Annotated in this window: 19 protein-coding genes and 3 pseudogenes; 10 read left to right on the top strand and 12 right to left on the bottom strand. The window is 68.6% G+C overall.

The window, feature by feature from the left end:
* Positions 1–193: 193 nt before the first annotated feature.
* The 6 genes and pseudogenes from OHA03_RS35075 to OHA03_RS35050 all read left to right on the top strand — a co-directional run bounded on the left by OHA03_RS35075 (position 194) and on the right by OHA03_RS35050 (position 5,099).
* Complete coding sequence (locus OHA03_RS35075) at positions 194–1,210, top strand: zinc-dependent alcohol dehydrogenase family protein (protein WP_267007678.1); 1,017 nt, start codon at positions 194–196, stop codon at positions 1,208–1,210.
* Between the two features lie 73 nt (positions 1,211–1,283).
* The gene (locus OHA03_RS35070) at positions 1,284–1,949 is read left to right on the top strand and encodes an SDR family oxidoreductase (protein ID WP_267007677.1); all 666 of its coding nucleotides are present in this window, start codon (positions 1,284–1,286) and stop codon (positions 1,947–1,949) included.
* A 17-nt stretch (positions 1,950–1,966) separates the two neighbouring features.
* Positions 1,967–2,512: a cyclophilin-like fold protein gene (locus OHA03_RS35065; RefSeq protein WP_267007676.1), complete on the top strand. Its 546-nt coding sequence runs from the start codon at positions 1,967–1,969 to the stop codon at positions 2,510–2,512.
* 32 nt (positions 2,513–2,544) lie between these two features.
* A complete protein-coding gene (locus OHA03_RS35060; RefSeq protein WP_267007675.1) occupies positions 2,545–3,807 on the top strand; it encodes an MFS transporter in 1,263 nt (420 codons plus the stop codon).
* A gap of 51 nt (positions 3,808–3,858) precedes the next feature.
* A pseudogene (locus OHA03_RS35055) lies at positions 3,859–4,621 on the top strand (glucose 1-dehydrogenase).
* A gap of 37 nt (positions 4,622–4,658) precedes the next feature.
* Entirely contained in the window at positions 4,659–5,099 is a 441-nt protein-coding gene (locus tag OHA03_RS35050; protein WP_267007674.1) for a cupin domain-containing protein, read from the top strand.
* Between the two features lie 258 nt (positions 5,100–5,357).
* Here the strand turns inward: OHA03_RS35050 and OHA03_RS35045 are convergent, their stop codons facing one another.
* The 4 genes and pseudogenes from OHA03_RS35045 to OHA03_RS35030 form a co-directional block, all read right to left on the bottom strand.
* Positions 5,358–5,840, bottom strand: coding sequence for a lamin tail domain-containing protein (locus OHA03_RS35045; RefSeq protein ID WP_267007673.1), 483 nt, complete (start codon positions 5,838–5,840; stop codon positions 5,358–5,360).
* 451 nt (positions 5,841–6,291) lie between these two features.
* Positions 6,292–6,678 (bottom strand): annotated as a pseudogene (locus OHA03_RS35040) (transposase); the annotation flags it as partial.
* A gap of 65 nt (positions 6,679–6,743) precedes the next feature.
* Positions 6,744–7,835 carry an IS110 family transposase gene (locus OHA03_RS35035; RefSeq protein WP_267007672.1) on the bottom strand — a complete coding sequence of 364 codons (1,092 nt, stop codon included), beginning with the start codon at positions 7,833–7,835 and terminating at the stop codon, positions 6,744–6,746.
* A 182-nt stretch (positions 7,836–8,017) separates the two neighbouring features.
* Positions 8,018–8,617 carry a hypothetical protein gene (locus OHA03_RS35030; protein ID WP_267007671.1) on the bottom strand — a complete coding sequence of 200 codons (600 nt, stop codon included), beginning with the start codon at positions 8,615–8,617 and terminating at the stop codon, positions 8,018–8,020.
* On the opposite strand from OHA03_RS35030, the gene OHA03_RS35025 reads away from it, so the two are divergent.
* A complete protein-coding gene (locus OHA03_RS35025; RefSeq protein ID WP_267007670.1) occupies positions 8,610–9,248 on the top strand; it encodes a helicase associated domain-containing protein in 639 nt (212 codons plus the stop codon). The genes OHA03_RS35030 and OHA03_RS35025 overlap by 8 nt on opposite strands.
* Positions 9,249–9,290: 42 nt before the next feature.
* Here the strand turns inward: OHA03_RS35025 and OHA03_RS35020 are convergent, their stop codons facing one another.
* The 4 genes from OHA03_RS35020 to OHA03_RS35005 all read right to left on the bottom strand — a co-directional run bounded on the left by OHA03_RS35020 (position 9,291) and on the right by OHA03_RS35005 (position 11,926).
* Entirely contained in the window at positions 9,291–9,536 is a 246-nt protein-coding gene (locus OHA03_RS35020; RefSeq protein WP_267007669.1) for a hypothetical protein, read from the bottom strand.
* 539 nt (positions 9,537–10,075) lie between these two features.
* Positions 10,076–10,501, bottom strand: a complete 426-nt coding sequence (locus OHA03_RS35015) for a DUF4267 domain-containing protein (RefSeq protein WP_267007668.1) — start codon at positions 10,499–10,501, stop codon at positions 10,076–10,078.
* Positions 10,502–11,083: 582 nt separating this feature from the next.
* The gene (locus OHA03_RS35010; protein ID WP_267007667.1) at positions 11,084–11,434 is read right to left on the bottom strand and encodes an antibiotic biosynthesis monooxygenase; all 351 of its coding nucleotides are present in this window, start codon (positions 11,432–11,434) and stop codon (positions 11,084–11,086) included.
* A gap of 45 nt (positions 11,435–11,479) precedes the next feature.
* Entirely contained in the window at positions 11,480–11,926 is a 447-nt protein-coding gene (locus OHA03_RS35005; protein WP_267007666.1) for a DUF1772 domain-containing protein, read from the bottom strand.
* Positions 11,927–12,016: 90 nt separating this feature from the next.
* Between OHA03_RS35005 and OHA03_RS35000 the strand changes: the two genes are divergently transcribed.
* Positions 12,017–12,595 carry a TetR/AcrR family transcriptional regulator gene (locus OHA03_RS35000; RefSeq protein ID WP_267007665.1) on the top strand — a complete coding sequence of 193 codons (579 nt, stop codon included), beginning with the start codon at positions 12,017–12,019 and terminating at the stop codon, positions 12,593–12,595.
* A 189-nt stretch (positions 12,596–12,784) separates the two neighbouring features.
* Here OHA03_RS35000 and OHA03_RS34995 read toward each other — a convergent pair whose 3' ends face one another.
* The 4 genes from OHA03_RS34995 to OHA03_RS34980 form a co-directional block, all read right to left on the bottom strand.
* Positions 12,785–13,162 carry a hypothetical protein gene (locus OHA03_RS34995; protein WP_267007664.1) on the bottom strand — a complete coding sequence of 126 codons (378 nt, stop codon included), beginning with the start codon at positions 13,160–13,162 and terminating at the stop codon, positions 12,785–12,787.
* A gap of 104 nt (positions 13,163–13,266) precedes the next feature.
* Positions 13,267–13,461, bottom strand: coding sequence for a hypothetical protein (locus OHA03_RS34990; protein WP_267007663.1), 195 nt, complete (start codon positions 13,459–13,461; stop codon positions 13,267–13,269).
* 312 nt (positions 13,462–13,773) lie between these two features.
* A complete protein-coding gene (locus tag OHA03_RS34985) occupies positions 13,774–14,511 on the bottom strand; it encodes a hypothetical protein (protein WP_267007662.1) in 738 nt (245 codons plus the stop codon).
* Positions 14,512–14,710: 199 nt separating this feature from the next.
* Positions 14,711–15,796: an integrase core domain-containing protein gene (locus OHA03_RS34980; protein ID WP_267007661.1), complete on the bottom strand. Its 1,086-nt coding sequence runs from the start codon at positions 15,794–15,796 to the stop codon at positions 14,711–14,713.
* Between the two features lie 270 nt (positions 15,797–16,066).
* Here OHA03_RS34980 and OHA03_RS34975 point away from each other — a divergent pair.
* Positions 16,067–16,282, top strand: a pseudogene (locus OHA03_RS34975) (transposase); the annotation flags it as partial.
* A gap of 1,137 nt (positions 16,283–17,419) precedes the next feature.
* Complete coding sequence (locus tag OHA03_RS34970; protein WP_267007660.1) at positions 17,420–17,851, top strand: hypothetical protein; 432 nt, start codon at positions 17,420–17,422, stop codon at positions 17,849–17,851.
* Positions 17,852–17,886 lie beyond the last annotated feature (35 nt).

Genomic DNA, 17,886 nt, shown 5'->3' with positions numbered 1-17,886 from the left:
CTCGTTACGCGCGCCGGAAGCCGGTTACCTGGATGACGCGGCGCTTTCCGTCCGGCCGTGAACGCGGTCGGACAAAAAGCCCGCACCCGGCTCGTGGGCGGCGACTCGCCGTCCGCGTCGGGCCCGCATCTGCATTCGGTGCCTGTCGGGTACACCCCCGGCAGCGCACGCCTCGGCACGTAAGGAACCCCTCATGCGCGGCGCAGTGATCCACGCCCCCGGCGATGTCCGCTTCGAGACCCTGGACGACCCGAAGATCCTCCACCCGACCGACGCGATCATCCGCACGGCCGTCTCCTGCGTGTGCGGCTCCGACCTGTGGCCCTACCGCGGCCTGGAGCCGATCGGCGATCCGCACCCCATGGGGCACGAGTACGTCGGCTTCATCGAGGAAGTCGGCAGCGAGGTCACCTCCGTCAAGCCCGGCCAGTTCGTGATCGGCTCGTTCGCCACCTCGGACAACACATGTGCGAACTGCCGCAACGGCTTTCAGTCGAACTGCCTGCACCGCGAGTTCATGAGCACCTGCCAGGCCGACTACATCCGCATCCCCAACGCCCAGGGCACCCTGGTCGCCACCGACCAGGTGCCGGACGAGGATCTGTGGCCCAGCCTGCTGGCCGTCTCCGACGTCATGGGCACCGGCTGGTGGGCCGCCGACGCCGCCGAGGTCAAGCCCGGCTCGACCGCGGTCGTGGTCGGCGACGGCGCGGTCGGGCTGAGCGCCGTGATCGCGGCCAAGGAAATGGGCGCGGAGCGGATCATCGCGATGAGCCGCCACGAGTCTCGCCAGAAGCTCGCCCGCGAATTCGGCGCCACCGACATCGTCACCGAACGCGGCGACGAAGGCATCGCACGAATCAAGGACCTCACCAACGGCATCGGTGCCGACGCGGTCCTGGAATGCGTCGGCACCGCACAGGCCATGCAGCAGGCCCTGCACTCCGCACGGCCCGGCGGCAACGTCGGCTTCGTCGGTGTCCCGCACGAGGTCGCCATCGACGGCCAGGAACTCTTCTTCTCCCACGTCGGCCTGCGCGGCGGCCCCGCCCCCGTGCGCCGCTACCTGCCCGACCTGATCGACCGCGTCCTGTCGGGCCGCATCACACCGGGCAAGGTCTTCGACCTCACCCTGCCCCTGGACCAGGTCGCCGAGGGCTACAAAGCCATGGACGAACGCCGCGCCATCAAGGCCCTCCTCAAGCCCTGACCCCCGTACATTTGCTCGTTTCGGGGCCGGGCGCTCGCCGCCTGGCCCCGGTCCCCGGTACGAAGGATTCACCGTGACCACGTTCGCTCTCGTCGGCGCCGGCTCCGGCCTGGGGCTGGCCTGCGCCCGTCGCTTCGGCGCCGCCGGCCACAGCGTCGCCCTGATCTCCCGCAGCACCGAGCACCTTCAGGACCTGACGGCCGGCCTCGGCCGCGACGGGGTGCAGGCCCGCGGCTTCACCGCCGACGTCCTCGACCCCGCCACCCTCACCGCGGCCCTCCAAGAGGCCGCCGAAAAACTCGGGCCGATCGAGATCCTGCAGTACAGCCCCGTACCGCGCGCCGACTTCATGAAGCCGGTCCTGGACACCACGGCCACGGACCTGGACGATCCGTTCGCCTTCTCCGTCAAGGGCCCGGTCACCTGCGCAAACGCGGTCCTGCCCGGTATGCGGGCCCTGGGCCGCGGCACCCTGCTGTTCGTCAACGGCGGCAGCGCCGTCCGCCCGCATCCTGAGCGGGCCGGCACCTCGATCGCGTTCGCTGCCGAAAGCGCCTACGCGCGCATGCTCCACGACACACTCGCCGGGCAGAACATCCACGCAGCCCAGCTGATCATCCCCGGGGCGATCCGCCCCGACGCCGAGCACAGCAGCCCCCGCGCCCTCGCCGAGCGCCTGTATGCCCTGCACACCGAGCGCAGCGGCTTTCGGCACTACGCCGAGCCGATGCCCGACTGACCCGGGGGATGACACCGATGCGCCTCGCAGCCAGCCGTGCCCTGGTCCACGCCGCCCCGGCAGCCGCCCTCGTCCTGGCCGTGACCGCCTGCTCCCAGGACTCGCCCCCCGCCACATCATCCTCCGCTGCCGCCTCTTCCTTCTCGTCGGCGTCCTCAGGACAGCCGGAGAGGCCGGCCTCCCCCGCCCCGTCCGGCTCCGACAGAGACACCGCCATGGACATCCGCGTCACCATCGACGGCCAGCCCGTCGACGCCACCTTGAACGGCAGCCCCACCGCCCGCGACCTCGCCACCCTGCTCCCGCTCACCTTGGACCTGAAGGACTTTCACGGGACCGAGCGGATCGGTTACCCGCCGCGCAAACTGGACACCGCCAATGCTCCCGAGCCCGCCGCGGCCAAGGCCGGCGACCTGGCCTACTACGCGCCCTGGGGCAACCTGGCCCTCTTCTACCGCGACGGCCCCTCCGCCTCCTCCGACCTCCTCGTCCTCGGTCACATCGACGCCGATACCGACCGGCTCGCCGGCGCCGAGCACATCACCATCGAAGCCGCATCCTGACCACGTCAGCCCCTCGTATGGAGACCACTCGTATGCCTTCCGCTTCCGGGACCGCCCCGGGCAAGCTGCCCTTCGTCGTCTGGGTGCTCGCCGCCGGCACGTTCCTGATGGGAACCACCGAGTTCGTCATCGCCGGCCTGCTGCCCGAGATGGCCAGTGACCTCGACGTCAGCGTCTCCCACGCCGGCCTGCTGATCACCGCCTTCGCCGTCGGCATGATCGTGGGCGGGCCCACCATGGCCATGGCCACTCTGCGCCTGCCCCAGCGCCGCACCCTGGTCCTGGCCCTGTCCGTCTTCGCCCTGGGGCACGTCGTCGCAGCGCTGAGCACCTCCTTCACCATCGTCCTGGCAGCCCGCGTCATCACCGCGCTGGCCACCGGGGCGTTCTGGGCCGTCGGCTTCGTTATCGCGACCGCCGCAGCCGGCCCCGGCAACTCCACCCGGTCCGTCGGCCTCATGATGGGCGGCCTGACCTTGGCCAACGTCATCGGCGTTCCGATCGGCTCCCTCGCCGGTCAGCTCACCGGCTGGCGCGGCCCGTTCTGGGCCCTGGCCGTGCTGTCCGTCCTGGCCGCCGCGTTCATCGGCCGCTTCATCCCCCGAACGGAGCAGCGAGAGAAGGTCTCCGTACGAGCCGAGGTCCGCGCGCTGCGGCAGGGCCGTCTGTGGCTGGCACTCGCCGCCGCCGTACTGATCATGGGCGGTGTCCTGGCGACCTACACCTACATCACACCGCTGCTGACCGACCGCGCCGGCATCGCGTCCGGCGCCGTCCCGCTGGTCTTGATCGCCTTCGGGGTCGGCGCGCTCGGCGGCACTGCCATCGGCGGCCGTCTGGGCGACCGCCGCCCGATGGCGACGACCATCACCGCCGCCGCGGCCACTGCGCTGGTCCTGCTGGCGCTGGTTCCGCTGTCGAGCGGCCCGATCGCGGCCGTCGTCCTGGTCTTTCTCATGGCGCTGGCCGGATTCACCGTCAACCCGGTCGTCACCTCCCTCGCCGTCCGCTTCGCGGGCGACGCACCCACCCTCACCTCGGCGCTGACGACCTCCGCCTACAACACCGGCATCGCCGTCGGCTCGGCCCTCGCCGGCCGCGCCCTGGACTCTTCTCTCGGCCTGACCGGGCCAGCCATGGTCGGCGCTGTCATGGCCGTCCTCACGCTGCTGCCTCTGATCGCTCTCGCCCTGCCCCTCGGCGACACACCTCGGCGAGCGCGGATCGTCGCCCAGCGCGCCACTCTCATACCCGTGCCGGACGACAAGGCCGTATCGGCGCCGTCGCACCGCTAACGCACTCCCGCACCAGCATCCACCGTTCAGCTCACGATAAGAGAACGCCGCATGAACCCCACCTACGACTTCCGCGGCCAGGTCGCCTTCGTCACCGGCGCCAGCTCCGGCATGGGCCTGGCCACCGCCCGCGCCTTCGCCCGATCCGGGGCTGCCGTCGCCCTCACCGACATCAACAAAGCCGCCCTGGAAGCGGCCGCGAAGGAACTCACCGACGAAGGGCGTCAGGTCCTCGCCCTCACGTGCGACGTCACCCACGAGGACCAGGTCGCCGCCGCGGTCGACCGCACGGTCGAGACCTTCGGCCGACTCGACATGGCCTACAACAACGCCGGCATCCAGATCCCGCCCGCCGACGCCGCCGACGAAGAAGCCGAGATCTTCGACCGCGTCAACGCCATCAACCTCCGCGGTATTTGGGCCAGCATGAAACACGAACTCCGTCACATGCGAGAACAGGGCAGCGGCGCCATCGTCAACTGCTCCTCCCTCGGCGGCCTGGTCGGCATCCCCGGCCGCGCCTCACGCATCCAAGCACGGTGTGATCGGCCTCACCGGCAGCGCCGCCCTCGAATACGCCCCCCGCGGCATCCGCATCAACGCAATCTGCCCCGGAACCATCGACACCCCCATGGTCAGCGACATGATCGCCAAGGGAGAGCTCGACCGCGCCCAAGCCGAAGCGGGCCAGCCCATCAACCGGCTCGGCACCGCCGACGAGATCGCCCAGGCCGTCCTGTGGCTGTGCAGCCCGGGAGCCAGCTTCGTCATCGGCGTCGCCCTCCCCGTCGACGGCGGCTACGTCGCCCAGTAACCACCCTCACCGCAACAACAGCACCGAGAGGACCCTCATGGAGTTCGTCAAGCAGCCGCCCACCAGCAAGGCGCCGTCCGACTGGTTCACCGGCGACGTGTGGTGGGACGTCATCGTCGCCGGACAGGAGCCGTCCCGGATGCGAGCCAACCTGGTCCGCTTCTCACCCGGTGCACACACCAACTGGCACTCCCACGCCGTAGGCCAGACCCTGCACGTGGTCTCCGGCGTCGCCCTGATCGGCACCCGCGACGGCACCGTCTTCGAAGCTCACCCCGGCCAGACCGTCACCTGCCCGCCCGGCGAGGAACACTGGCACGGCGCCGTCCCCGACCGCTTCATGGAACACATCGCCATGTGGGAAGCCACGGCAAACGGCACACCCGAAACCACCTGGGCCGAACCAGTCACCGACACCCAGTACGGCAGCACCCGGAAGACCTACAGCCCGGGTCGCGCTGCTTCCAGCGCAACATAGCGGCACTGGAAGCGGCCATCGCCGTCTAGGCCAACGGCACCGACAGCCCGGCTGCGCGGCCTGTTCGAACCAGATCGAGTCGTGATCAAGGACACCGTGGATAGGTGGCACTGCGGTCGCGCGCGGCGGTGCCGGCTTTGCCGTGCGCCGTTGCGCGCGTGCGTGTGCGCCGGGCAGATAGGACTGTCCGGCGCACGGCCTGCTTGGATGGCGCAGCTCTCAGCCCGCCGTCGGCGGGCAGCCACTCACTGCCAGGTGTCAGCGGCGGTGGTGGCCCCAACCCCGGCCCCAACCCCAGGACTCGGTGTCGACAGTGCGGCCACGGTCGTCGTGCAGGGTCGCGGTGTCGGAACGGTTGTCCCAGACGTAGTTGCGGCGGTCCTGATAGAAGTCGGTGCGGGTGTCACGGCCGATACCGGTGTGGATGCGGACGGTGGTGCGGCCGACGAGGCGGACGCCGTCGAAGCGGTAGCGGTGACCGTCCTCGTCGCGCAGCGTCCAGCCATCCAGGTTCACCGCGCGGCGGTCGTTGTTGGTGAGCTCGACCCACTCGGCGTTCAGCGACCGGTTGGAGTAGTTGTCGCGGCCGGGGCTGTCGGCCCGGACGGCGCTGATCTCGACCCGCGGGTGCCGGTGCCGGTCGTTGTCGTGAGCGGAGGCCGGCAGGGCGACGGCGGAGACGACGGCGCCGGCGGCCAGGACGGTGGCCGCGATACGGCGGGCGGATACAGAAGCAGACATAAGTGATGCCCCCTCAAGAACAGTGCCCCACCGGCCGATACAGGCCACAGGGCGGTGCGGGTACCCCGGCCTCTCGTAGGCCGAGGACCCAAACTGTGACCCGCCGACGAGGCCAACAGCAGGCCTACCGGGGCCGGTTACCGAATACGGATATTTCCGTTACCGTCGCCTGCAGTCGGCACACATATACGACAGGCATGGCACCGGCTTTCGCTGGCCGCTACATCCACCCCTTGAACGATCAACAGCAAGCCCTTCCACGCTCCGGCGCACAACCCACCACACCACCCGGCGCACAACCCCCACACCCGGCACGATCTTGGTAACGGGCACCCCGCACGATTCTTCGCACACCCAGGCCCACATCGCACAACAGCATGACAAGCAAGGGCTCCTGTCAACGACGAGGGAATACGCCACGTGCGATCACGGGTTTGATGCCTTGTGCTCAAACCAGGCGGCGATACTTGTCGTGGTGGTCGTAGCCGCGGTCGCCGAGCAGAATGTCGGGTCGCCTGCGCGGACGCCCGACGAGACCCGGCGCCGAGGAGATCTTCTCGAGCAGGTGTATCAACTGGGTGACGTCGTTAGGGTTTCTGCCGGTCAGCGACACGGCGAGCGGGATTCCCTGCCCATCGACAAGGACGTGGTGCTTGCTGCCCGGCCTGGCGCGGTCGACTGGGCTCGGCCCGCCTTTGGGCCCCTCGATCGGCCCGGACATGGCTGGAGTCGATCACCGCCCGAGACCAGTCCAGCTGCTTCGCGCCCGGAGCTTGGCCAGCAACACGACGTGCAGCCGGTCCCGCACTCCGGCCTTGTTCCACGCCGCAAGGCGCCGCTGGCCGCCATTCAGCTACGAAGCGCTGCTGAGCACTCAGGCGGAGTAGAAGCCCCTATGTTTCGTCAAGCCACAGAAGGGAGTTGACTCGCGGCCAGGGGTTGGATGTGCCGGTAGAGCTCGCGGGCGACGTACCGCTTCAGACACCGGATGATCTCGCGCTTGGACATGCCCTCGGCGGTGCGTCGCTCCAGATACTTCTGGGTGCGTTCGTCCCAGCGTATGCGGGTCATCACGACGCGGTAGAGGGCGGCGTTGGCTTGGCGGTTGCCGCCACGGTTCAGGCGTCGGCGTTGCGTTTTGCCGGAGGACTGCTCAACCGGGCTGACGCCGCACAGGGCGGCGAACGATGCCTCGTCAGTGATCCGGTCAGGGTTGTCACCTGCGGCGATGAGGAGGACGGCGGCACTGTCGGGCCCGACACCGACCAGGTCCAGCATCTGAGGCCGGCAGGCACGGACGGCCCGGGTGGTGCGCCGGGTGAGCTCTTTGACCTCGTCGGACAGGTGCTGGACTCTGCGGGCGAGCAGGCGCATCGTGAAAACGGCCTCGCCCCGGTCATCGACGTCGAGGGCCGCGCAGGTGGCGACCAGCGCGGGATTGCTCAGGCCCGTGAGTAGTTCGCGCAGATCCGGGTCGATGGACATGAGGACGGCCTTGAGCTGGTTCAGTGCCTGGGTGCGGGCCTTGACGGCCGATTCCTTGGCAAGCCGCAGGACCCGCATGTCCTCCACGGGCCCATCCGCGCTCTTCGGCACGGTGGTGGCCCGTCCGGACAGCACCGCGCGGGCAGCCGCGTCCGCGTCGATGGCGTCTGTCTTACCGCGTTTGCGCCGGGTGGCACGGTCGGGCTGGTTGATCTCCACGACGTCGATGTGCTCCCGGCGCAGGACCCGGGTCAGCGCGGTCCCGAAGGATCCCGTGCACTCGACACCCGCCCGGTACAGGACGCCGAACGACCGCCCCCAGGCCAACAGTTGGCGATAGCCGACGGCGGTGGCCGGGAACTCCTGGTGGGCGAGCGAGGTGCCCAGGGTGGTGATGACAGCGGCAACGTGGATGTCCTTGTGGGTGTCCACCCCGAGGATCACCTCCTCGGCCGGGCCCGGGACTCGCTGCGCGGGCAGCGTCGGCTGGGGCATGCTGGTGACGGTCACGAGGCTCCTTGGACTGGGTCTGGTGGCTGACGCCGGTCCGGTGGGCGGTCAGAACTGTGACGGTGCTTTGTGTGGCAAAGCCCCTATCGGGACACGTTCACCGGGCCGGCGGCAGTACGCACCGCAGGGGGCCGGAGCCGACAGTTCTACTCCAAGGCAGCTGTGGCCAGTTGTCGCACGGGTCAGGCTCCGGCCCCCTGCGGCACACCGTGATCCTCACAGTTGTCGTAGAAGGCCCGGTTCTGGGTGACGAAGCTCTCGACGTCGAGCGGATCGTCACCGCCGATCTTCTTGACCAGGTCGTTCATGCCGGAGAAGACGCCGTTCCGGTAGTCGATCGCTACGGCGAGAAGGTGCTGGATGAGGTGGGGCGAGGCGCCGCGCTTCTCCAGGATGGCGCTGAATTCCTCGAGCTCGATCGGCACGTAGGTGACCTTGCGGCCCAGGGCGCGTGACATCGCCTCGGCGATCTCGTAGTGGTCCAGCTCAACGGCTCCATAGAGCGGATAAATCTTGCCGGCATGCGGGGCAGGGTCTTCGAGGATCGCCGCGATCACCTTCGCCTGGTCGCTGGCAGCGATCGGGGCATGCCGTGCATTCGCGAACGGAAAGCGCAGTTCACCGGTCCCGTTCCACATGTTGATCAACCACTCGGCGAAGAAGGTGGGACGGACGTGGGTGACTGCGGCCGGGAAGTGGTCCAGCAGGCGTTCGGCGACCCAGTGCTGCCGTGCTGCGTTGCTGGCGGTCTCGCGGCGGGCGGAGATCTGGGACATGTTCACGCTGGCCGCACCCCGCCACGCGGTCGCCCTCGACAAACCCGTCGGGCAATGGCTCACCAACCTCCGACGCCCCGGCGGACTCGGCAAGGACCCCGAACGCGCAGCACAGCGGGCCCAGCAGCTCGCCGCGATCGACCCGGACTGGAACCCCGGACAGCTCGGCTGGACCGTCGACTGGCAACGCCACTGGGCCGGACTGGCCACGCTCCTCGCCGGCGGTGCCGGCCTCGAAGAGATCGTGCCCGGCGTCACCCACCACGGAGACGACATCGGACGCTGGCTGATCCGGCAGCGACGGGACTGGGTACGCCTGAACCCGGAGCAGCAACACCGCCTGGACGAGGCGGGCGTGAAACCGGCTGTAAGGCACCAGAAGGCTGCAGCACGAACCAACGCGAAGGCTGAGGCGACGAAGGGCTCCGACGCGTTCCAGCGGGGCGTAGCAGCCCTCCAGCGATACATCCAACGCGAGGGGAAAACCGTAGTCGGAAGACAGCACGTGGAAGACCTCCCCGACGGCACCTCCGTACGCCTCGGCGTCTTCCTCAGCAACCACAAAAACCGCCGCGACCGACTCACCGACCACCAACTCGCAGCCCTCGCCGAACTCGGATACGACTGGGCACGGTAGAGCGGGGATTTCCCCGTTCCCGGCACCGGCAGGCCCCAGGGGCTATAGGTAGTGGGCAGCCCCGGCATACGACATGCCCAGCGTCGCGGTGAGCTGTTTGATGTCGAGTTCGGCGGCGAGGGTGAGCAGCCGGGTCGAGCGCAGGACGCGCGGCAGCAGGCCGACCGGGGCCAGACTGTCACGGATGTGGGCCGCGCCGGCCGGTTCTCTGGTGGTTCTGGTCAGGCGCGTCACCAGGAAGTGCGGGTTGTCCGTTCCCAGCGAGGCCCGGTGGCTGAGGCAGCCCATCAGCGCCTTCCACGTCGCCGTATCGAGTGCGAGGTCGATAGAGCGTCCTGGAAAGCGCACCGCGTGGCGGGCGGGGGTGAGGTTTCGGCGTGGCCCATGGCGTCCTGGACGTCGGCGAGCGGCACGCCTTGGTCCATACCCCTTTTCCGATCATGAACCGGACGGGGATCATGACCGTACGTTCAGATCCCCAGTTCACGAAACAGTCCAGATCCGACCGGCCCGGTACGGCGACGTGGTGCGCTTGCAGACGACGCCCTCAATGCCCTGGTTGTCTCCGCAGTGGGCGTGTCCCGCACTGGTCGCGTCTCATTGAGTTGGATCAGGGCGGGATCCAATGTCCCGCTGAGGCGGGCGTTCGTGTCGCTCTGCAGGGCTACTGGAGGCCGCTCCCTTGGGTGACGTGTCGAACCGGCGTGCTGCCACCTGCAGTTGCAGCTGGCTGCGCTGCCTGGCCATTCCTGGCGGACGCTGACACGCGAATACCGGCGTGCACCAAGGTGGCCCGGCCGGGCTCGGGCCACCTTGGACCGGTGGGATCAGGCGGGCTGCGGGGCGAGCGTCGCCGGAGCGGCCGCGACCTTGCGGGTCTCGCGCATCATCAGCAGGCCGTTGACGACCATCAGCGTCGCGGTCAGGCCGTGGACGCCGAGCGCGGTGGCCACGGAGCCGTGGTGGGCCAGCACGTTGGTCATGTCGCCGTACGCGGCGAGGGCCTCCACCAGCAGCACCCAGCCCAGCGCCCGGCGGTGGCCCGTCACCAGCAGGATGCCCAGGACCAGGGCCAAGACGACGTCGCGGATTCCCTTGATGATCAGGAAGCCGTCACCGTCGCCGGACGGCCAGCTCGGCAGGCCGTAGCCCGGCGCCGTCGTCTCCGGGCTCAGGATGAACTCCGTCCCGAACCAGAGGATGAAGAGGATGAAGGAGGCGGCCAGGACGGTGTTGATCTTCTTCAGCGACATTGTTCTTCTCCATGCGAGTCTTCGTGAGCTTGGTGGACCCTGGTGAGTCGTATGGGGCCTGGTCAGACGGCGCGGACGCGGCTGATGTGGCGGGCGTAGCGGGGCGGCCGATGACGTGCCAGATGTCGCATACCGGTGCGGGGAGGGCGGACGGGAGCGTGCGCGCTCGGCCGGGTTCGCGTCCTCCAGGACGAGGCCGAAGAGGGTGAGCTGGGCGCGTTGCCCACCGGGTGGTCGCCCAGGGTGGCCCATTCCTTTTCGGTGAGGTGCTCGGCCGCGAGCGGAAGGAGGGTGGGCCTCCTCGTCGTCGAGGTATTCGAGCAGGACTGCCCGGTGATCGGCGAGGGTCGCCACGAGAATGTCGCGCTCGTCGGCTCCGGCGGTGGCCGCCCACGCCGGCACCGCGGCGTCCAGCGTGGCCTCAACGCGCTCGTGATGGGCCTGCATACGCAGGACGATGTCCGCCTCCGGATCGACCGGGCAGGAGCGGCGGCCACAGTATTTCGGGCCGGCCGCGCACCCGCCCGGACCATGTGCTGGGCGACAAGGGCTACATCACCCGTGCTGCTACAGCTGGCTATCTCATACGTCGATCTGCTCAAAGATGTGCGGGTACGACACGATGTCGTCGGGGAACTCGCCCGCCATGCGCTGGAACTCCGGGTTGCCGAACGCCGTGGCGAGCGCCTCGGTCGACTCCCAGACCGCGACGTTCATCAGAAGCTGACTTCCCGCCGTTCCCTTGTGCATCTGCAGGGAGACGAATCCCGGCTGAGCCTTCATGAACTCGGCCTGCCTCCGAAAGAGGGCCAGGAACAATTCAGCCCTCTCCTTCGGGACGAAGAAGGTGTTGGCCAGGGTGATGGGCCCGGTCTTCTCCTTGAACTGCGCGAACATCGGCGTGTGCGGGTCGAGACTCTGCAGCTTGGCCATTTTCGGTACTTCCTCTCCGCTATCGGTCAGTGGGTGGTGGGTGGCTCAGGTGAGGGCGGTGACCAGCAGGGTGAAGGCGGCGATGATGACCGCGACGCGGACGTAGTGGAAGCGGTCCCAGCGGTTCATCTGCTCCTTCCAGTCCTCAGGCCGGTTGTCAGGGGTCCACGTCTTGCCCCGGTTGTTGATCGGGACGAGCAGCAGGATCGACATGACCACGCTGACGATCAGCAGCGCGCCGGCGGTGACGACGAGGCCGGCGCCGTCGTGGTGCCATCCGGCGACGGCCCAGACCGCGACGAGGACGAGCGATCCGATGTACCAGAACGGCATCACGGCGCCGAGCATCCGGCCCCCGTGGGCGCGACCGAGTTGGCCACTGTCCTCCGGGAGTGCGTTGAAGATCCGGTTCATGACGAAGGCGACGGAGAACTCCACCCCCACCATCACGCCGACGACCACGGTGGTGACGATCTCAAGTGCGTTGAGCATGACTACCCCTCCGGGATCTAGCATCGCTAGGTGATGAGGCAACGCTAGCGCTGCTGCCGCTCGCTTGTCTAGCGGTGCTAGGATCGAATCATGTCGGTAAAAGAACGCAAGGAGCGCGAACGGGCGAGCCGGGAGCGCCTCATCGTGGCCACCGCCCGCGAACTCGCCGAGCAGCAGGGCTGGGACGCAGTCACCACCCGCCAGCTCGCCGAGCGCATCGAATACAGCCAGCCCGTCCTCTACAGCCACTTCCGCGGCAAACGGGAGATCATCGGCGCCGTCGCCCTGGAGGGCGCCGCCGAGCTAGCCGCGGCGGTGCGCGCCGCGACCGCCGCCGCAGACGGCCCGCGCGAGCGGGTATACGCCCTCGCCCGCGCCTACCTCGACTTCGCCGCACGCAACCCGGCGGTCTACGACGCCATCTTCCAGCTCGACGGCGGTCTCCCGTACGCACAGGAGGACACCCCGGAACCTCTCAAGGACGCCTTCGCCGCACTGCTGGAGAGCCTGGGCGAGGTCGCCGGGGACGGCGTTCACCCGGGGCTGTTCACCGAGATGTTCTGGGCGTCCCTACACGGACTGGCGACCCTGACCCGGTCGGGACGGCTGCCGCCAGAGGACACCGAGCCGAGGGTGGAGCTGCTGGTGGACCGGCTCGCCATGGTCTGACACACCGTCCCTGCGGGCACGCAGCCGAGGCCCTCGGGCCCCGCCGCTGCCTGCCTGCGGCATCGCTTCCGGTCACACGCGCCCACACGGCGCAGCCGCAGATCGACGGGCCCCGTACCCCAGACAGTCGCCCGCCCCGGAAGCTGAGATGCTCATTGATCACGACCCGACACGCGCCCTAACGCCGCGTCATTCGCCGGCGCCCTCGTCGTCCTCGTCGAGGTGGACGGTCGCCGGGTCACGCAGTGGGCGCAGGCCCTCGACCGTACAGCCAAGACAAAGCTCAAGACAAAGCTCACCGCACCCCACAAACGCGTTCGATCCCTGACTCCCACACCCCTTACGAGACACGGCAGCTGTGCCTAAACAACCTTGGCCCTGGAGCATGTCGTACCAGTCCTGCGCGACGTCCGGATCATCCGTGGCGGGCACGGCTTGGATCGGGGGCGGAACGTCGTGGAGCAGGTCGAGGAGGAGGGCGCGCCGCTCGGTGTACAGGCGGCTGCGGACGTCGCCGAGTTCGGGGTGGGAGAGGAGATCCCACACGGCATAGGAGGCGGGGAGCACGGCGGCGTTCGCGGGCGCGGGCCGGGCCGGAGGCCGCGCGGGACTGCCGGGCCGCGAAGTCGCAGCCCGGCACCCCACACACGACACCGGCGTCGGGACCCGCTCTACCGGCGGGACAGCACGAACCCGAACGCGGACAGCAGAGCGAGCGCGCCGCCGGTTGCCACCGTCAGGGGGACGGCCAGCGCCGGGTGCTGGTACGTCACGTACGCGAGCCCGGCGAAGACCAGGCCGAGGACGGCGGCGAGGAGCAGCAGCAGGAGCGTCTGGGTGTGGTCCTGGGGACCGGTCGGGTTCATCGGGTGTCCTTGGATTTTGGGCGTGCGAGGTCAGCACGGATGGGGTGAGGAGAGGGCTTTGCCGCGGTTGGCAAGCGGCGCGAGCTCACTGTGGAGGCCGGAGTGGTTAGCCGCGCAACCCCTTGTTGAAGGGGCTGGCGGGAGAGCGGCCGGGGGCGCCGCCCGGCTTCGAACCGCTCACCACAATGCCGGAGATCCTTAATTCAAGGGCCGCTGACCTGCGCCTGTTCCGCGAACTGCCTGGCGGCAGACCTTGAATTGCCTTTCCCGCGCCGCTAGGGAAGTGGTGGTGTTGTGCGCTTGAAAGCGTCCCTACACCGCTTCGGGGCTACCTCCGCAACCCCCGTCGCCGTACATCGCCTGACCGGGCGCCGGCATTGCCACCACCGTTGCGGCGTTCGTACGCCGTTCCTCGTACCGCCGGCCGAGCCGCTTGAGCTTGCGCCGTACCCGTTCTCCGCACTCCGTAGGCAACTCGGCGACGAGCGCGGCTTCGGCCCAGGTGTCCCTGCTCGCCGCCCAGGCCATGGCGAGCGTGTTCTCATCGGCATCGAGGCCCTGCAGCACTGTGAGGAGTCGGCTGTCGGCCAGCTCGCTGAGCACCTCCGACTCCGGAGTGTGGTGGTCGACCAGCAGGTCCTGCACGGTCAGATCCGTGCCCAGCGGTTGGCCGAGCAGGACGGTGCGCTTGCCGCGCACTCTCCGTTCCCACAGTGGCTGCAGAGCCCGGTGCTCGTTGTCGGCATGCCGACGCAGCAGGCTCAGGACGTACTGATCGGTGGCCGCACCCCGGCCGAGTGCGTCGACCCAGTCCCCCAGCAGCGCCACCTCCACCGCCGCACGCCACCGCTCGGGACGGGAGAGACCAAGCCATGTCCGGCTGAACGCGTCGATCGCCGCGGTGTCGCCCTCGATGACTGCATTCCGGGCGGTGAGCGCCGCCGCCAGCGCGACGCGGAGAGGAGGAGTTGGCGTGCGCTTGAACAGCGCGGCCGTGATGAGAAGCATCCGGCCGGTCAGTTGCACGAGTACGTCGTGCATCTCGTGCATCAACGCATCCGAACTGCACGGCCAGCGGAGGAGGCGGAAGACGGCAGCCCCGACGGTCGACGCGGATTCGGCAGGGTCGGCCGACTGCTCGGGAGTGGAGCAGGCAGGGCTGCGATCGGGCAGCCGCCAGCCTCGGTCGGCCGTGGTGTGGGCGAGGAAGCCCGGGCACGTGTGGGGCTCGAAAAGTCATCGCTGCAGCTCAAGCCGCGTATCGGTACTCGTTGATGACCCCGCCGAGGACGCGGGTGCGCAGGAGCCTGCGGGGCACGCGATCGTGCAACACCGCTGGCTGTTCCGGGGCTTCGGGTGGTCGTTGGTCTCGTGATCGGTGTGGCCGGTGGCAGTTGTAGTGCTCCTGATACTCGGCGAGGACCTGTCGGGCGTGGGCCTCGTTCATGATCAGGATATGGTCGAGGGCCTCGCGCCGGCTCGTGCCGATTACTCGCTCGCAGTGGGCATTCATGCGCGGCGCCCGAGGTGCGCTGAGCAGCACCTCGGTGTCCTCGGCTTCGAAGACGGCGTCGAAGGAGTCGGTGTACTTGCTGTCGCGGTCGCGGAGAACGAAGCGCAGCGACTCGACGCGGTTGCCGAGGTCGGCGGCGAGATTGCGGGCCTGCTGGGTCGCCCACTGCGCGGTGGGGTGGGCGGTGACGCCGGTGAGGTGGAGCCTGCGGGTGCCGTGCTCAAGGAACGCCAGCGCGTACAGCCGCCTGCCGGTCACGGTGTCCACGTGGAAGAAGTCCGCCGCGATGATCCCCTCGGCTTGGGTGGAGAGGAACTCGCGCCAGCTCGGGCCGGTACGGCGCGGGGCCGGACCGATGCCGGCCGCGTGCAGGATCTCCCACACCGTGGACGGCGCGATCGGATGCCCCAGCCGGGCCAGTTCACCCTGGATCCGCCGGTGGCCCCACCGCGGGTTCTCCTGCGCCAGACGCAGAACCAGCTTCTTGAGCGCGGCGGCCGTGGGAGGGCGCCCGGTGCGTCGGCGTCTGTCGGAGTAGTCCCACTTCTTGGTGATCAGCCCGCGGTGCCAGGCCAGCAGCGCCCCCGGCGTGACCGGGAAGACACCGCTCCAGCGGCAGCGCGGTATCAGCGACGACAACGCGGCCAGCCAGAACCGGTCTGCGGGCTCGTAGCGGACCGGACCGCTGAGCTGTCGTCGCAGCACCGCGTTCTCGTGCCGCAGCACCAGCAGTTCGGCGTCCTTGACCGTGTCCCGGCGCAGCAGCACCGCAGGCACGGACAGCAACGCCCGGGTGGCCCGGTACAGGATCGAGATGATCACGGGGTGCAGCATCCCAGCCACCACCGAGGGCCTTGCACACGGGCTCCCACCAGCAGCGATGACTTTACGAGCCCCACAGGGTCCAGGCGAGAAGGTCGATGGCCGCGGTCGGCGTTCTCCGCGAGGTAGTCGTCGATGTGAACGGGTACGTCGTCGAGGCCGGCCATGTTGGCACCGGCGAGACGGCGGTTTCCGTCGACAACCACATACACGGCAGTGGGGACGCCGGTGGGGGTGCTAACGGCGTTAGCACCCCCACCGCGCCGCCGGGACTTGCGTTCGGCCTGGACCCGTGTCCTGCTACTGGACGGGGAGCTGGCCACGGCCGAGCCGAAGAAGCTCCGCTACCGGCTACTGCACGTCACAGCCCGCCTCACCCGCGGCGGCCGACGCTTGCGCTTGCGGATCTCGGCGACCTGGCCCTGGAGACACGAACTGGTCATGGCCTTCCACCGCCTTGCCGCACTGCCCCGTCCCGCCAGCTGACCGGCGAACCCCGCCGTTTCAGTTGAGGCTGCTGGCTGGCTGCGTGGGGTCGTTTGGAGCGGTGTCGGTCGGTGGGCATGGTGAGGGCCCGGCGCCCGCACGCAAGGGCTGTTGTCCGTTCTCGCCCAAGCCAGCCGCCGTCTCATCGAATCCAGCCGGCTGACTTGGGGGGCAGGCATCATGGCACCTCGGAGAGGTGCTGAAGGGGGAGCTGTGGGGTCTCGTCGACGAATGGTGCGGGCTGGCGTAGTTGGCTTACTGCTAGCTGCAGTCGTTGTAGTTGTCGCCGTACCGGGGATTGGCAAGTGGATCGTGGCAGCGGTCCTCGCCGGGCTCGCCTCAGCTCTAGGCGGGTTCGTGGCGCGCAGTGCCGACAAGGTCATCACACGTGGCCGTGACGCCGTGCTGGCACCCACACCATCGGCCCCACTCATCGTGATGGCTTACCGGACGCCCGGCCTTAGCGGGCACATTGGCCCTGTGCCCGAGGACCTGGAGGCCCGGCGAAACTCCACCGGCTGGGTGGATCTGGGTAGTAGCGTCGTGTACCTGACTGTCGAAGCCACCGTTGAGCGTGCAGTGATCCTCAGCAAGCTGGACATACACGTGGAATCGCGATGCGCCCCTCCCCGCATTGACAACGTCGAGCCACCTCCGATGGCTGAACCTATGTCGCCGGAGCAAGTGCGCACTTTCCATGTGGACCTCAGCGACCAGACGCCCGTGCCAAGGCCAGCCGACGGCGTACCGGACTTCCCGTACACGGTCTCGCACCTTGACCCCGAGCATTTCTTCCTCAGAGTGACCTCCGGCACGCCAGGAGATGTCACGTGGCGTGTCGGAGTGCACTGGCTCTGCAATGGACAGTCAGGGGTCGTGATTGCTGACCGGGAAGGACAGCCCTTCCGGCTCGTAAAGACTTAAAACGCACATTGATGTCCGGTCGCGCCGAGGACGTCTATCTCAACCAACTTCGTCCGCCTGGTCAGCGGTCCGCGATCGACTGACTTCGGTGAGAACGGTCCGCTGTGGTGACCGCGCATAAGGCTGGGCGTGTAACAGCGTTGCTCACCGCGCCCACCGTGATCTAGCCGAAAGCCCAGTCAACGCAGAGCGGGTTCTCATACGGTCTTCGGCATGGCAGACAACGAACGGCGTCAAGTCAACTACCCAGGCGCCAACCCGGAAAATTCGATCACGACCTGGTCGCTCATGTACGGCGCTGCCCTTACTCTCGCAGGACAGAACGGCTACCGGTCCCTCTCCGATGACCACCTCAAGCAGCGCGAAGCGCTGCTCACAGCGGCAGCCTGGCTGGACTTCGTACAGCTGTCATGGACCGACGGCTACGGCCGGTCGGACCTCGCTAAAGAAGCCTTTCACATCGCGAAGCTCCTCCGCGATCACGACGGCGAGCACAGCACTTCCCTGGCGCACCACGGAGAGACCGCCCCCGCCTACGCCAACCACGAACTCACCGACGTGCCCCGGAGCGAGGACTGGTCCGACACGTACGTGGAACTGCGCTACCTACGACGTGAATGGGCCGTGCACTCTGATCTCAGGTAGTCGCGGGCCACTGAGACACGCAGGGTATTGCCGTG

The sequence above is a fragment of the Streptomyces sp. NBC_00154 genome (assembly GCF_026342835.1).
Taxonomy (GTDB): domain Bacteria; phylum Actinomycetota; class Actinomycetes; order Streptomycetales; family Streptomycetaceae; genus Streptomyces.
The sequence above is the reverse complement of the archived record's forward strand: the minus strand, read 5'-3'. Positions and strand labels throughout refer to the sequence as shown.